Source organism: Maridesulfovibrio sp. (genome assembly GCF_963676065.1).
Lineage (GTDB): Bacteria > Desulfobacterota > Desulfovibrionia > Desulfovibrionales > Desulfovibrionaceae > Maridesulfovibrio.
This window is the reverse complement of sequence record NZ_OY780933.1, coordinates 3,966,194-3,980,552: the sequence shown is the minus strand read 5'-3', so window position 1 is coordinate 3,980,552 and position 14,359 is coordinate 3,966,194. Positions and strand designations below refer to the sequence as shown.

12 protein-coding genes are annotated in these 14,359 nt (G+C 47.5%); 4 read left to right on the top strand and 8 right to left on the bottom strand.

The genetic code is table 11. From position 1 onward, the window contains the following. Positions 1–11: 11 nt before the first annotated feature. From hypF to ACKU35_RS17960, 4 genes are read right to left on the bottom strand one after another with little or no spacing between them, the layout of a single operon-like run. On the bottom strand, positions 12–2,366 hold the full coding sequence (gene hypF / locus ACKU35_RS17975) for a carbamoyltransferase HypF (protein ID WP_319761460.1): 2,355 nt from the start codon (positions 2,364–2,366) through the stop codon (positions 12–14). A 43-nt stretch (positions 2,367–2,409) separates the two neighbouring features. Further along, positions 2,410–3,342 carry a DUF362 domain-containing protein gene (locus tag ACKU35_RS17970; RefSeq protein ID WP_319761458.1) on the bottom strand — a complete coding sequence of 311 codons (933 nt, stop codon included), beginning with the start codon at positions 3,340–3,342 and terminating at the stop codon, positions 2,410–2,412. After that, positions 3,332–4,633, bottom strand: a complete 1,302-nt coding sequence (locus tag ACKU35_RS17965; protein WP_319761456.1) for a hypothetical protein — start codon at positions 4,631–4,633, stop codon at positions 3,332–3,334. The genes ACKU35_RS17970 and ACKU35_RS17965 overlap by 11 nt, the downstream gene beginning before the upstream one ends. Further along, positions 4,630–6,117 (bottom strand): TSUP family transporter, encoded by a 1,488-nt coding sequence (locus ACKU35_RS17960; RefSeq protein ID WP_319761454.1) that lies wholly within the window; start codon positions 6,115–6,117, stop codon positions 4,630–4,632. The genes ACKU35_RS17965 and ACKU35_RS17960 overlap by 4 nt, the downstream gene beginning before the upstream one ends. 231 nt (positions 6,118–6,348) lie before the next feature. On the opposite strand from ACKU35_RS17960, the gene ACKU35_RS17955 reads away from it, so the two are divergent. Beyond that, a complete protein-coding gene (locus ACKU35_RS17955; protein ID WP_319761453.1) occupies positions 6,349–7,833 on the top strand; it encodes an ATP-binding cassette domain-containing protein in 1,485 nt (494 codons plus the stop codon). A 156-nt stretch (positions 7,834–7,989) separates the two neighbouring features. Here ACKU35_RS17955 and ACKU35_RS17950 read toward each other — a convergent pair whose 3' ends face one another. Both ACKU35_RS17950 and cysQ read right to left on the bottom strand, forming a co-directional pair. After that, positions 7,990–8,253: a hypothetical protein gene (locus tag ACKU35_RS17950; protein ID WP_319761451.1), complete on the bottom strand. Its 264-nt coding sequence runs from the start codon at positions 8,251–8,253 to the stop codon at positions 7,990–7,992. 14 nt (positions 8,254–8,267) lie between these two features. After that, complete coding sequence (cysQ, locus tag ACKU35_RS17945) at positions 8,268–9,023, bottom strand: 3'(2'),5'-bisphosphate nucleotidase CysQ (protein ID WP_319761449.1); 756 nt, start codon at positions 9,021–9,023, stop codon at positions 8,268–8,270. 116 nt (positions 9,024–9,139) lie between these two features. Here cysQ and ACKU35_RS17940 point away from each other — a divergent pair, with 116 nt between their 5' ends. From ACKU35_RS17940 to ACKU35_RS17930, 3 genes are all read left to right on the top strand, one after another. After that, the gene (locus tag ACKU35_RS17940) at positions 9,140–9,985 is read left to right on the top strand and encodes a ThiF family adenylyltransferase (RefSeq protein ID WP_319761446.1); all 846 of its coding nucleotides are present in this window, start codon (positions 9,140–9,142) and stop codon (positions 9,983–9,985) included. 523 nt (positions 9,986–10,508) lie between these two features. Continuing rightward, a complete protein-coding gene (locus tag ACKU35_RS17935; RefSeq protein WP_319761444.1) occupies positions 10,509–10,739 on the top strand; it encodes a hypothetical protein in 231 nt (76 codons plus the stop codon). 103 nt (positions 10,740–10,842) lie between these two features. Further along, positions 10,843–12,033, top strand: coding sequence for a SpoIIE family protein phosphatase (locus ACKU35_RS17930; protein ID WP_319761442.1), 1,191 nt, complete (start codon positions 10,843–10,845; stop codon positions 12,031–12,033). Here ACKU35_RS17930 and ACKU35_RS17925 read toward each other — a convergent pair. Further along, on the bottom strand, positions 12,019–12,900 hold the full coding sequence (locus ACKU35_RS17925) for a transporter substrate-binding domain-containing protein (protein WP_319761440.1): 882 nt from the start codon (positions 12,898–12,900) through the stop codon (positions 12,019–12,021). The two genes, ACKU35_RS17930 and ACKU35_RS17925, sit on opposite strands and share 15 nt — an antisense overlap. A gap of 145 nt (positions 12,901–13,045) precedes the next feature. Continuing rightward, positions 13,046–14,359, bottom strand: coding sequence for a FliI/YscN family ATPase (locus ACKU35_RS17920; protein ID WP_319761439.1), 1,314 nt, complete (start codon positions 14,357–14,359; stop codon positions 13,046–13,048).

Sequence of the window (14,359 nt, the reverse complement as noted above, 5' to 3'; positions counted from 1 at the left end):
GGCTCATAAAACTACTGGTTGTTGAGCAGTGCCTGCCCATAGACTGCCTGACCGAGAGAGATACATCCGTCATTTGGTGGCAGGTAGCGGTGGACCAGCGGGGTTAGACCGCGTTTTTGCAGTTCCACGGGCAACTCGACAGCGATGGTCAGGTTTTGCATCACCCCTCCACTTAATCCCACTGTTTTAATGCCGGTTTTGTCAGCGATTAGCTTGGCGCAATCAGCTAGTCCCGTGATCAGTCCCCGGTGGAAGCGGCGGCTGATGATTGCCGGAGGTGTACCGTTACTGACATCCGTAAAGGCCTGCTTGAAAAGTTCAGCAGTGCGGATCTCGCATGGTTCTGATGTGTGATCGAGTGGGCAGCTGTATGCCGCTTGTTCGTTCATATCCTGAATTTTTTCAAGAATTATTGCAGCCTGTCCCTCGTATGAAATTACGGAGCAGAGTCCAAGCATTGCAGAAACCGCGTCAAAGAGCCGCCCGCAACTGCTGGTCAGTGGGCAGTTGATATTTTTTCCCAGAACCTGATCAAACATTTTCAGGCCGCCGCGCAGTTGCTCCGGTACCGGAACAAGGTCCGCATCGAGGCCTAAATCTTTGGCCGCCGCACGGGCAATGCGCCACGGCTCGCGCACAGCAGCTTCGCCGCCTGGTAATTTCAGATAAGAAAAGCGCGCCAGCCTGCGGTGGATCAACTGTTCATTATCAACCATAAGACATTCGCCGCCCCAGATGTTGCGGTCCTCACCCAGCCCGGTTCCGTCCAATGCCAGCCCCAGCGCGGGGCCTTGATGTCTGTTTTCGGCAAGTACGGAATATATGTGGGCGTAGTGGTGTTGCAGGGCTGTTGTCTTAATGTCTTCAGCCTGTGAAATTTCTTCAGCAAGTGAGGTTGTCAGGTAATCCGGGTGCAGGTCGTGGACGATGAGTTCCGGTTTGACCTTGAGGATGGATTGCAGGTGCAACCGGATTTCTTTCCAGAAATTGGAGGTCTCGAGATTCTGCATGTCTCCGATATGCTGGCTGCTGAAAGCCTGATCTCCTTTGGTCAGGCAGAGTGTGTTTTTCAGCTCCGGACCGGTACCCAGAACACAGGGACCGTCCTGAGCCAGAAAAACCGGGGAAGGGGTGTAGCCTCTGGCCCGGCGCATGAAAACCGTGCGTGATTTATCTTCGTTTCTTCTTGATTCTGAATATTCCGGTACCGAGCGGGCCACAGAATCATCGACACGGATGAGGATGTCCCGGTTATGAAATAGAAATACATCGACAATATGGTTCAGCCGTTTCAGGGCTTCGCGATTTCCGATGCAGATAGGAGCGGAACTCATGTTCCCGGAAGTCATAACCAGTGCCGCCGGTCGGCCTGATTCATCAAGAGCGGAAAAATGTTTGAGCAGAACCTGATGCAGCGGTGTGTAGGGCACCATTAAACCGATAAAATCCGTATCCGGTGCAATCTCCGGAGCCAGCGAGTAGCGTTCTCCCTTGGGAGCCAGCACGATGGGACGCTGTAATCCTTCCAGCAGCTCAATATCATTCTCGGTGAGGTCGGCAAGCTTGCGCGCTTCATCCACATCGCGGACCATAACCGCTAGCGGTTTATCCGGACGGTTTTTGCGTTCCCGCAAGGTGCGCACCGCATCGGGATTGGATGCATCGCAGACCAGATGGAATCCTCCCAGTCCTTTCACCCCGGCAATTTTTTCGGCAGCCAGCGCTTTTGCCAGCTCCCGCAAAGCTGTTTCAGGAGCTGCGAGTTTATTGCCCTGATTATCGGTCAGCCATACTTCGGGGCCGCATTCAGCGCAGGCATTAGGCTGGGCATGGAACCTGCGGTCCAGTGGATTCTCATATTCCTCACGGCAATCGTCACAAAGTTCAAAACAGGCCATGGAAGTTACCGGCCTATCGTAGGGAATGGATTTAGTAATGGTGTAGCGCGGGCCGCAATTGGTGCAGTTGGTGAAAGGGTATTCATAGCGACGATTCTGCGGATCATTCATATCCGCGAAGCAGTCCGGGCATGTAGCCACATCCGGGCTGATCAATACACAGTGACCTTCTCCGGCGGTTGAGGCCAGAATGCAGAATTTTTGCTCGTCCTCTATGATATCCAGATTTGTTTTTTTCAGCGAAACAATACGGGCCAGCCGTGGCAGGTCATCATTAAATGATTGTTCGAATCCGTCCAGTTGATCCTCATTTCCCTGCAATTCAATGAGCACTCCTTCCGGGCTGTTAAGCACTGTGCCGGAAAGGCTGTGCTTAAGGGCCGTTTTGTAAACAAAGGGCCTGAATCCTACTCCTTGAACCTGTCCGGTAACAGTCAGCAGTATGCGAAAAATATTGTTCTGGGTCATTTGCGGGAAATCTCTTTATTTATAGATCAACACGGGTGAAGGCTTAACTGAACCTGCTGAAGAGGGATTTTATGCGCCCCTTTACAAAGCGGACCGGTTCAAATTCCATGGGACTCAGTTTCTCCGGGAGTATAAAATCCGTGGTGTCAAAGTTGTCCGGGGGTTCTATTACATATTCAATGTGGTCCGGGTCGTGACCGAAAATATTTTGGTTTACGCTTTCCCGCCAGAGCAGTATTTTTTTGGGACTCACCCCCAGCAGCATGTAAAGTGCCGTATCAAGAGCATAAGGGTTGGGTGAACCGGCCAGCAAACTCATTGAGTATGGCTTGCCGTTGATTGGTCCCATTTTATGCATAGGATAGATGGCGTCCATGAGGTTGAAGGCCAGTGGCATAGACGCGGCTACCTCTATGATCATTTTTTCCATCAGTCCCGGGGTTTCTCCGAAGCGGGTATGCGCATAGGCTTTGCGGAAGCCCACCACCGTACCGAAAAGATTTTTCACCGCGCCGGTTAGTACGAACTGTCCGTGCGCTTTCAGTTTGGGGACATTGATGATCATGTCCGTTTCAAGGGCATCGCGGGAAATCCCTATGGTTTCGCCGAAAGAGAGCTTGAGCGGAGTGGGGCGGCCGAGGCTCCGTGGTTTCAGTCCGAGTCTGCGTAATCCAGAAGTCATGCCGATGGCTTTGGAAACCTGAGCCGCACTACCGTAGCCCGGAGAATCCGCAACTGTGATCTGTGCCCCGCAATCTTTAAGGTAGCGGCAAAGGGATATAGTCACGTTGGGATGAGTGCAGGCCAAGGGATTTTTGGGTGATACAAGATTCGGTTTGACCAGTACTTTTGTTCCAAGATTAATCTTCAACCCGCATTCTTCGAGTGTCATGGCTACTGCGGTATCCAGAAATGAAGATTCATACTCAAGGATACGGAAGAACGCGACGGGAGCTTTAGACTGTTTATTGCTCATCAGGTTTTATCTCTTTCGATGCGGTCCGGGTCCGTTTGTCCGGTTTCTTCTCGGCTTTCTGAGCCGTTGGTTTTTTTCTAGCCTTTTTAGGCGCCTCCGGTTTGGAGGGGGCCGCAATTTTTTTTCTCCCCTGTTGAGTAGTTACTTTTTTGCTCTTGGTTTGTGAAGTGGGCTTTGTTTGTTTTTTGTCGGAAGCATTTTTTTTCATCACCTTGCCGTCCGCATTCTTTTTGGAAGCAGACCTCTTTTTTTCAGTAGTGTCCTTTTCATGATTCCGGGCAGTTTTCTTCGTTGCGGCTTTCTTCTTCGCCTCTGTCGGTTTTATTTTCGGTGTCTCATCACTTATTTTCTTACGTGCTTTCGTTTTATCCTCGGTAGACACCTTTCTTTTTTTTGCTGCTTTTTTTTCAGCGCCCGGTTCATCTGTTTTGATTCCGGGGTTATTTTTTTTCTGTAATGCTTCCTTATTGGTCCTTTTGCTTTTAATTCTTTTGATCTGTTCAGATTTTTGTTTTTTCTTGGCTTTGGCCGCTTTCATCTTTTTTATTGCGATTCTTTTTTTCTGCTCATCGGACATCTCTCGTCCAAGTTTTACGCGCACCCATTTCATGAAATCTTCGGATTCCAGTGTGCCGAAAAAAAGGAAGTTCACAACATCCCAGAGTATAGCGAAAAGCAGAATTCCAAGAGTTCCCAGTGTAAGGAATGTGAAGCCGGAAGTCTCGCTTACCGGCTTTGCTTCACGCAGGTTGTAGGCAGGAATGAGCAGCTTTTCGCGTATCTTTCTGATCAATTTTTCCTGCGGATATTTTTGCTGTTCGGCCATGGCTGCGGCCATTTTTTGTAAAATACGGTTGAGATAGTACATGGATTGGGTGGCCGGCATGGAGTACCTGCTTTTCAGCTTTTTAAAACTGTTCATGTAGAGCAGGTAGATATCATTCATAAAAAATTTCAAGGTGTAACCGAGATCACCCTGGATGTTAACCTTGCGGTCCTTGGGAGTAACTGTCAGCTTGTTGCGCAGGAATATCATGGTGGCTATGCGCGCTTCGTCCCTATCCCTGAAGACAAGTGTCATGTTAATATTTTTTCCGAGGTATTCGGTATTTTCAGATTCAATTATTTGGAACGGCGGTTTTAATCCCTTACGCAGGGAGTTGAAGGCATTTTCCATCCTTTCAAATCCATCCGATCCATTAAACAGGGGTAGATGCATGCTTCCTATTATGAGCATGCTGGAGACAAAAAGCATAGCAGCGATAATCAGGGTTTTGACTGAATAGGTCATTTGCTTGCCCCCTGTTTCGATGCCGGTTGCAGGGATTTATATAAGTGACTGAGGAATGCGAAGGTTATCCAGCCCCCGAAGATTCCGGCTCCGATCATCAGGATGTATGTTCCGCTGGAATCAAAGGTGCCTGCTAGTTCAGGATCAATAGAAGCCCCTGCCTTCCGCAGCAGGGTAGGTAGGGCTAGTACTCGGTTGATAATCACTGAGATAACCAGCAGGGCAACCAGCCCCTTGGCCCGGTACGGCAAAATATTCTTCAGCCCTTTGCTGCCCAGATGCAATCCGGTGATAGTTCCGAAAATCAATCCCGTGATGCAGTAGATGTTTATGAAACCGTTCAGGCCATATGTGGACATGGTCAACCCGCCAGCGGATAGGGCCAGCCTCGCGAGGTCGGTTCCGGCTACAAGGGCGGCAACGCATCCGAATCCTTTGGTCATGATGGTGAAGGTCAGGATAACCCCGCCGGAACCGGTCAGAGCCATAAAAAAACCGCCGACGACAGTCATAAAGAATATGGGTAGCACGGGAATCCGTTCGAGTTTCTCCTGCTCATCCTCGGCATCTAGATCGCGTTCCGTTCCGTCCCGTTTCAGTTCTGCGGGCTCCAGTTCATCTTCTTTCTCTTTGAAGGTTGAAGGGAATTTAAGGTAAGGCGGAATCTTTAAGCTTCGCATACTGCGGGCGATGGGCCACGGTTCTTCATCGGGGTATAATTCATCCTCGAATTGCGGCTTATGCTCGAGTTCCGTTTTCGGTTGATCCGTTTTTTGCTCTTCTTCTGGTTTAGGATCTGCTTTATCTTCAGCCGGGGCTTTATCCGGGGATTGTGTGTCTTCCTTCTGCTCAGCTTCTTTCGGTTTTGCAGGCGGTTCCGGCTGAGTGTTCACGGCTCCTTGCTGGCTTTCCTTCTCTTTTTCCTTTCTCAGCATTTCCAGGGCGTACTTGCGGGCATCATCCCTGAAGTCAGGGATAATAATGAAGGCGTAGATAATCAGCCAGAAAGTGATCATGACGGAGATGAAAATATCGCTTCCGGCAGGGTCGGCGATGAAGACGGTTTTGCAAAGCGCATATCCGGCCACTCCTCCCAGAACAGTGCCCACGGTCATGATCAGGGCCAGAGTGTATTTAATGCGTTTATTAATTCCCATGCGCACAGATTCGATGGTGCTGAAAATAAATAAACGGAACAGCTCCGATCCCACAGCGTATATCCCGCTGACTCCGGCTGTCATCAGAGCCGGAACTACAAGCAGGCCTCCGCCCGCGCCTATGACCGCGCTGAGCATCCCGGTGACAAGTCCGATTACTGTACACATGAAGAAGCCCGGTCCAGTTCCGTTCGGGAGGATGTACGGATTGTTTATCCTTCCTATATATTCGGGGATTTTGATGTCAGCCGCGCTGAGCAGGTCCGGACAGAGTAGGACAAGCAATGCGAAAAATAAGAATATGTGTCGCCCGGAAGGTTTGATCATAGCTACCCTGCCTGATTGATGGGTTTATTTATATATAAAAACAAACAGGAAATATATCAACCACCTGAACTTAAATGCTGTTTTATTGCGATCATGATTCGGTCCTGCCCTTACCTCATTTTACTTTTCGTGTGACTTGCACTCGGGTTCTTTAAGTAGTAGAAGTTTAGCCCTAATAAGAAGTATCGGTTTATATTTTAGAAGTTTAAGTATATTTCAAAGTGGGGTTACATGAGCGCTAAATTGGTTTCCATGAAGGAACTTTCACTTACCCTGGACCGGGGTCCGGTTCTTGAAGGGATAAACTGGGATATCCGTGAGGGGGAGCATTGGGCTGTCCTTGGACCGAACGGCGCGGGTAAGACAACGCTGATGATGATTCTGGCCGGGGAAGTCTGGCCGGATAATGATGCCTGCCGCGAGTTCTTTGTAGAAGGTGAAATGACCTGCAGTCCGCTGGAACCTTTGGAACGTTACCGCATGATTTCTCCTGAGCATCAGGATATTTTTGAAAAGCTGGCCTGGGATGTCACCGGTGAGGAAGTGGTCCTTGCCGGAAAAGACAACACCCCTTTCCTGTATCGTCTGGCTGATGAGGACGAATATGTCCGGGTTCGGGATTTTATGGAAAATCTGGGCATGCTTGATCTTGCCAAACGCAGCATGGTCAAGATGTCACGCGGGGAAGGGCGGAAGATTCTGATAGCCCGCGCGCTCATGGCTGAACCGGAAGTGATTATACTGGACGAATTTCTTGAAGGAGTGGACCAGCAGTCCCGCCAGCAGTTGATGCGGGCGATAGATACAGCCGCAGCAAACGGAACAACCATCATCTGCTCCGCCCATCGCAAAGAGGAGCTCCCATCCTGCATTAACCGGACACTTTATATTCGCGATGGTAAAATAGATCTTTGCAGAGATGGGAAGGGGCATGAAGTTGCTTGCGCCGCTGATCAGGAATTTAAGCGCACACCGCCGGAAGTAAACAGCATTGAACCGGGCCGGAATTTGTTCCGCCTTACTGATTCCAGCGTTGTTTTTCTCGGTAAGACCGTGCTGCACAACATCGACTGGCATATGACCGGCGGGGAAAACTGGGCTGTTCTCGGACGTAACGGCGCCGGCAAATCTACCCTGTTGCGCCTGCTTTACGGAGACGCCGCAGCTTACGCCGCTGAAGAGGAAATGGAACGTCTGCCTGAAAGAGGGGACAATCTGCGTTCCGTGCGTGGTCGTATGGGTATGGTCTCCGCCTCCATGCAGGCTTCTTTCGGTGAAGCGGTAGGAAGGCCTATCCCCATTTTTGATTTGGTTATTTCCGGTTTTTTTGCCTCGGCGGGAATATTGGATGAAATTTCAGATGAAATGCGTGAAAAAACATGGGAGTGGATGCGTTTTTTCGGCATAGAAGATCTGGCCGAAAGACCGATGGAACAGGTTTCCTACGGTCAACTGCGTAAAGCTTTTATCGCCCGGGCATTGATTGCCGGTCCGGATGTGCTGCTGCTCGATGAACCGTTGGCCGGTGTCGACGAAGAATCGCGTCGGGAAATCTACCAATTGCTGGAACTTCTGGCCAAGGCCGGTGTGGCTATGGTTTACGTGAGCCATCATCGGGAAGAGCTGATTCCGTCCATCTCTCATGTTCTTGAAATTGCGGATGGCCGGGTAGCATTCCGGGGAACCAAGGAAGATTATTTCAAGCTTGACGCTTAAGTGAATACATATCCTTTGAGTTTGCCGGCAAACCAAAATCAAGCAGACTGCTCAGGAAGTGCCGGATGTAAGGCGCAAAAAAAAATGACAGGAACAATGCGTAGTTAGACATACGTGAGTTTCTGTCATTTTTGCTGTAAATCGCTGAAGCTTTTTTTATTTTTTAACCCAGCCCTTAGCACTCATGCAGCGCTGATAAGCCTTAACTTCATTGGAATAAAAATTCTGATCCTGAGTGTATGTCCTTTTCGGCAGGTCGTTGTCCGGGGCTGAGTGAGTCATTTTCTCTGCTCGTTTACGGCATTCGGTGCGGTCTGCTTTGAAACGTTCACTCCTGTTTACCGACATATCCAGACTCGGATTCTGCCATGATGAGCATCCGGCAAGGAGGATCAGGGCAGTCAGAATTACATAACGCATATATCAATCCCCAATCAGGCTTTTACAATGAAGCCCGCATTTTTTAAATTTTCTTTGTTATAGGGAAATTCTTTCCCGTCCAGTCCAAACATTGTGCCTCCGGCGGCTTCCACTATGGCCTGTCCCGCGGCGGTGTCCCATTCCATTGTAGGGTTAAAGCGGGGGTATTGATGCGCTTTTCCTTCGGCAACAAGGCAGAATTTTATCGCGCTGCCCGCCGGTACCATTTTTCCGACATTCAGAGTTTCCAGATATTCTTGAAGCTCAGGCGCTGGATGTGACCTGCTTCCTACTATATTCAATTTTTCATCATCAGCCGGGGGATTGCTGGATATCGTTGCGGGAGTTTCCCCGTTTCTACTCACTTGTGCCCCGGTTTCAATGCTCCCGGTATAGAGGGTATCCTGCGTTGGAGCGTAAATGATTCCCAGTACAGGACGGTTTGCGCGCATAAGGGCGATGCATACACAGAATTCGCCGTTATCCTTGATGAATTCTTTAGTGCCGTCCAGCGGGTCCACGAGAAAGAACTGGTCCCACTCCTTTCGTTGGCTGTACGGAATCTGGATTCCTTCCTCGGAAAGAACAGGGATATCCGGGTAAAGTTCGGACAGGTGCTTTGTTATAACTTTGTTGGATGCAATGTCAGCCGCTGTTACCGGTGATTTGTCATCCTTGCTTTGGATGTCAAAGCCCTTGCTGCGGACTTCCATAATGGCGGCCCCAGCTTCCCGTGCTATTTTTGAAAGGTCTTTAATCATTTTTTTCATGTGCGTATTATTATCAGACCTTGAAGAAAGTGTCATCTAACCAGGATTGCTATACAGTAGATTTTGACTTGGACGGATTGCGCGTTTATTCTTAGTGGTCGAGCAAAGAGGTGAATATGAGTATTGACGTTAAAGTAAAAGAATTGCTTGCCGGGCGTTTTATCGAAAAAAAATTTGATTCAGGCATAAAGGTTCTTATAGCTCCGTATGCGCTTATCCGTGAGATTTCGGAAAAACTTGGGCTTGACCTGAATTGTGTTGAACGTTGTGTGTTCATGGCCGGAGCTATCCCAGAGAGGTATGTCCGCAATCTTTCTACATTCAGTGCAGATGAACAGCGCAGGTTGTTTTTTTCAAAAGTGGCCCTGGTCGGTTTGGGCGGTTTGGGTGGACATCTGCTCGAATCTCTTGTCCGGGCCGGGGTCGGAAATATTCTCGCTTGTGACGGGGATAATTTTGAGCCCTCCAACTTGAACCGGCAAAGGCTGGCAGCTGAAAATACTCTGGACAGCAAGAAGAGCGAGGCTGCCTTTGAAATGGTCCGGGTGGTTAACGCGGCTGTTTTTCTGGATGTGCGTTCAAATTTCATGAAAGCAGATGATTTTGAATCTTTCATAGCCGGGGCTGATTTAGTTGCTGATTGTCTTGGCGGGTTGGAGTTCAGGGAACCGCTGAAGAAAGCTGCGGCAAATCAGGGCATTCCTATGGTGACTGCCTCTGTCGCCGGTTGGGCCGGAATAGTCTCCACTGTTTATCCCGGTGATGCTTCTCCCGCTGATTTTTTCGGATCAGACAATGGGCTGGAGGAAGAACTTGGCACTCCCATTCCGGCAATTGTTACAGCTGTGGGGATTCAGAGTAGTGAAATTTTAAAGATACTAAGTGGTAAAGAACCGGCTCTCTCTGGTAAAGCAATGATGTTTGATCTAAATAAAATGTATTTCGATACGGTTGTGATCTAACAACACAATAAATCTATAATATATAAATTGGAAATTTATTCTTTTGCAAGAATATTTTCTCTTGAATAGTCCGGAACATGTTGAAAACGTGCTCCGGACTTTTAAATGCATCTATAAAAAGAATGTTCATATATAGATATTGTAAATTTTAGACTAGAACTTGTTGTATTTGATTTATAATTTTATATAATCTGTTTATCTTTCTCATATTATTGTGGTTATGTATAAGATTTTATCTTATTTCTATTGTATTTATTGTGTGTGTGGTTGTATGTGGATGTTTATTACTGTTGTGTTTGTATTAAATGTTTATTTTTTGCCTTATTTGTGATTACTAAATGTGTATGATTATTTTTTATCTTTTAATTATCAAAACTTTTATAAATATTAGATTGCATAAAGTCCTGCAAATAGGCTACTCTATTGGAAAAAAATCAGATTCATGTAGACAAAATAGTTTTTTGTATATATTTCTACGCATGCTTCCGGTGTTAATTAGATAGTTTAATAGAGAGGAATATGTATGAATAAATGTTTTGAAGACGTTGTTGCAGAAATAAATAGTATTTCAGAGGCTCTTGGCTTTATCAGCGACTCTATTGAGTGTCATGATTCTGAAGGGAGAGATGTAAATCATTGCGGACTTGCTTATCTGACACGATTGCTTGCGCTTAGGTCCTCGGGTGCGGCAGACAGTTGCTGGAGTGTCTGTTCAAATATATTGCCGGATAAATCAGGGGAACATGGTTCTTGAATATGCTCTTGATTATACTACATTTCTATTTGAAGTTGTGGTAATCTGATCGGGTTAAATGTTTTGTGTTTGATATCGCCCAATTATTTTTCGGAGGTTTCAGGTGAGCCCAGATTCTCTTATGAAGTTGGATGAAAAAAATCCCAAGATTCTAGTAGTTGATGATTCAGGAACCATGCGTAATTTTTTGATCCGTGTTCTTGAAGACGACTATGATGTAGATACGGCCTCCAATGGTGTTGAGTGCATTACACAATATATGAATTTTAAGCCCAGCGTTATTCTCCTGGATCTTGTGATGCCGGGGATGGATGGTTTTGATGTTATAAAAAAAATACGCGATGTTATTGGTGATCAGGAAGTTATCATCATTGTCCTTACGGGACAGGACGAGCAGGAGATTAAAGCCCGGGCTTTAAATAGCGGAGCTAATGATTATCTCACCAAGCCTTTTCACGTTGTTGAGCTTAAGGCCAGAGTCGGGGTTGCTATCCGGCAGGTTATGCTTACCCGTCAGTTGCAGGAAACCAATACAAGTCTGCAGAAGGCTTACAATATAATTGATCAGGAAGTTAAGCTTGTCGCCAGACTACAGGACAAACTCCTTCCCACGAAAGTGCCGGTTATTGAAGGTCTTGAGATCAAAAGTATGTACCGCCCATCAGGAAGGGCCAGTGGTGATTACTATGATGTCTTCAGTGTTTCCGAAGGGGTCATCAGGGTCATCATGGCGGATGTTTCCGGGCACGGTCCGCAGGCCGCTTTTATTATGGCTATCGTGCGTACTCTGTTCAAAGCGGACGGTAAGAAACATAACGACCTTGCCGACAGCCTGGACCAGATCAATTCCCACTTGCTGGATTTGATCGGCTCGGATAGCTATTTTGTCACTCTTTTCGCGGCTGATATTGATTTTAAAAAAGGCGTGATGAAGTACATGAATGCCGGACATTGTCCGACTTTAGTTATGCTGGATGGCAAGATGGGCGATCCGCTCGCTGCCAAAGTTCCGCCGTTTGGTTTTTTTCCGGTTGATATAGATCTCAGTGAGTGCTTGTTCTCGTCTTCTTTGCGATTGTTTTTATTTACTGACGGATGTTATGAATGGCGTATGAATGATGATTTTTTCAGCATAGATCCTTTTGTGGAAATTGCTAAAGAGCTTATGCTTGAAAAATCTATACAGCTTGATTCTCTTGAGGATATTTTGGAAGAGAAGACCGGGGTCCGTCCTGTTTTTGATGACGATGTTACAGCGCTTTCAATTGATTGGTCAGGTTCAATTTCCGGGTAGCTTTGAGCAGAAGTGCTTTTTTATGTTTTTTGCCATGGTTCTTATTTCGTTTCGATGAAAACAAACCATAAGTATGAGGACCAGTCCCGTGAGCAATAACGCGGTAGTGCGGTAGTCGTTAGTTTTTGGAGGGAGATACAGCCATTTATTTATGATGGCTTGTTTTTCTTTTTGCGGGATGGCTGCCATATTAAGGTTTATCTTTCTGATTAGCTCAGGGTTTTTCTTGCTGACAGCGGGATATATATTGAGTTTGTATAGTTTCTTTATGCATACAAAGGAATCCGAAAGTCCCATTTTTTCCAGCTGCCACATCGCAACAGGATAATCCATTAAGAAAAGTGACAATCGTCCTTCCTTAACCGCTTTCAATAAATTAGAAATTGCATCAAATATAGTAAGGGATGTAAAGGTCTGCTCGCGGGCCATGAATTCTTTGCCGTATCCTCCTCTAATTATTCCGCAGGAAATCTGCTGCATGTCAATTTTATCTTCGCCGGCTAATTCTGATGAGGCGAAAAGAGCCCCTTCCATGGGAAAAATGTAATCGCCGAAAAGTAGATTACGGGCTCGTTTTGCAGAGTAGAACAAGCCACCGTGAATATAGTTTATTTGGGAAGCAGTATCTTCAACAGTTTTACGCCATGATTGAAGCTTAAAAGTAATTTCCGTATCGGACTTTTCTGCCCATTTTTCCCAGAATTCAACAAGCAGGCCGTCAGGTTCTCCTTCATTGTTGATGAAAGATAACGGGGGCATCTCTGAAGACATGGTAATGGTCAGGGGAGCAGCATAACCGGTGCTAAGTGGAGGCAAGAAGATAATGACAGCAAGCAGCAGAAAAATGTCGCGGAATCGTTTTAACATTGCACCATGCACCATTGATTATGTTCAGGTTTAATGATGCATGTTTTTTAGCAGTAAAATCTATATTGATCTATAAAAAATTCAATAATAATCTGCTTGCGCTGGTCCTTGTGTGATCAAAATGCATGAGTGAGTAGGCACTTTTTTAGCTTGCAGATGCGAGTTCCATTAGTTTGGTAAAGCTTTCTTCTATAGTCTGCTTGTCTTCTACCACCTGTTGCAGAAACTCATTGATGGCCGGGACCATTGTTATTGCCGTGTCGATTTCCGGATTTGCGCCTTTCTGGTATGCGCCGATATTGACCATGTCTTCTACTTTTCTGAAAGTTGCAAGCTGCCCAAGGACCTTACGTCCTGCGGCGACTATTTCTCCCTGAACAATATCACCACGCACACGACTGACGCTTTTGAGCACATCGATACAGGGGTAGTGTCCTTGGTCAGCAAGATCACGGGTGAGCACGATATGGCCGTCAAGAATTGAACGGACGGCATCTGCTATCGGCTCGGTAAAGTCGTCACCGTCAACAAGTACGGTATAAACTCCGGTAATAGATCCGTTGGGGTTTTTTCCTGCGCGTTCAAGTAATTTCGGCAGTTGGGCGAAAACAGATGGGGTGTAACCTCCACGTGTGGGCGGTTCGCCAGCAGCAAGGCCGACTTCGCGTCCGGCCATGGCAAATCGGGTCACAGAGTCCATCATTAAAAGGACATCTTTGTTCAGGTCGCGAAAATATTCTGCGATGGCAGTCGCGGTGTAGGCCGCGCGCATGCGGATGAGCGGGCTTTTGTCCGATGTTGCGATGACCAGTACGGAGCGAGCCAATCCTTCAGGGCCCAGATCGCGTTCGATGAATTCCACTACTTCACGTCCACGCTCACCGATAAGGGCGATCACGTTGATGTCCGCCACTGTGTAGCGGGCCATCATGGAGAGTAGTGTCGATTTACCGACGCCTGAACCGGCCATGATACCCATGCGCTGGCCTTTGCCCAGTGTCAATAACCCGTTTATGGCTTTAACCCCTACATCAAGAGGTTCGTTGATGCGTGGTCTTTCCAGTGGATTTGGAGGATCGCGGTGCAGCGGGTTGTATGCTTCGGGGATAATCGGCCCTTTGCCGTCAATCGGTTCTCCGAACGCATCCACTGCGCGTCCGAGAAGGTTCATGCCTACCGGGACTTTGGGTGGTGTTTTTGAGTTTTCGATCAGGCTTCCGGGGCTTATGCCGTGCATTTCGCCGTAGGGCATAAACAGGCAGGCACCATCTTTGAACCCGACGACTTCCGCTGCGATGGGGGAGTCCGCATCTTCCGGTATCAATTGGCAGACCGATCCAAGCGGGGCCTTAATGCCTTTACCTTCGGCAATGAGGCCGACAACCTTACTTACGCGGCCATAACCGCGGCAGGGGTCAAGAGAGGAAAGGAGTTGAGTGCAGCCCTTCATGTCGGCCAT

Bases quoted from the DNA above. Each gene is read 5' to 3' on its own strand.
- ACKU35_RS17925 (WP_319761440.1), bottom strand. From the start codon at position 12,900: ATGTTAAAACGATTCCGCGACATTTTTCTGCTGCTTGCTGTCATTATC.
- ACKU35_RS17920 (WP_319761439.1), bottom strand. From the start codon at position 14,359: ATGGCCGACATGAAGGGCTGCACTCAACTCCTTTCCTCTCTTGACCCC.
- ACKU35_RS17940 (WP_319761446.1), top strand. From the start codon at position 9,140: ATGAGTATTGACGTTAAAGTAAAAGAATTGCTTGCCGGGCGTTTTATC.
- cysQ (WP_319761449.1), bottom strand. From the start codon at position 9,023: ATGAAAAAAATGATTAAAGACCTTTCAAAAATAGCACGGGAAGCTGGG.
- ACKU35_RS17965 (WP_319761456.1), bottom strand. From the start codon at position 4,633: ATGACCTATTCAGTCAAAACCCTGATTATCGCTGCTATGCTTTTTGTC.
- ACKU35_RS17955 (WP_319761453.1), top strand. From the start codon at position 6,349: ATGAGCGCTAAATTGGTTTCCATGAAGGAACTTTCACTTACCCTGGAC.
- hypF (WP_319761460.1), bottom strand. From the start codon at position 2,366: ATGACCCAGAACAATATTTTTCGCATACTGCTGACTGTTACCGGACAG.
- ACKU35_RS17970 (WP_319761458.1), bottom strand. From the start codon at position 3,342: ATGAGCAATAAACAGTCTAAAGCTCCCGTCGCGTTCTTCCGTATCCTT.
- ACKU35_RS17950 (WP_319761451.1), bottom strand. From the start codon at position 8,253: ATGCGTTATGTAATTCTGACTGCCCTGATCCTCCTTGCCGGATGCTCA.
- ACKU35_RS17960 (WP_319761454.1), bottom strand. From the start codon at position 6,117: ATGATCAAACCTTCCGGGCGACACATATTCTTATTTTTCGCATTGCTT.
- ACKU35_RS17935 (WP_319761444.1), top strand. From the start codon at position 10,509: ATGAATAAATGTTTTGAAGACGTTGTTGCAGAAATAAATAGTATTTCA.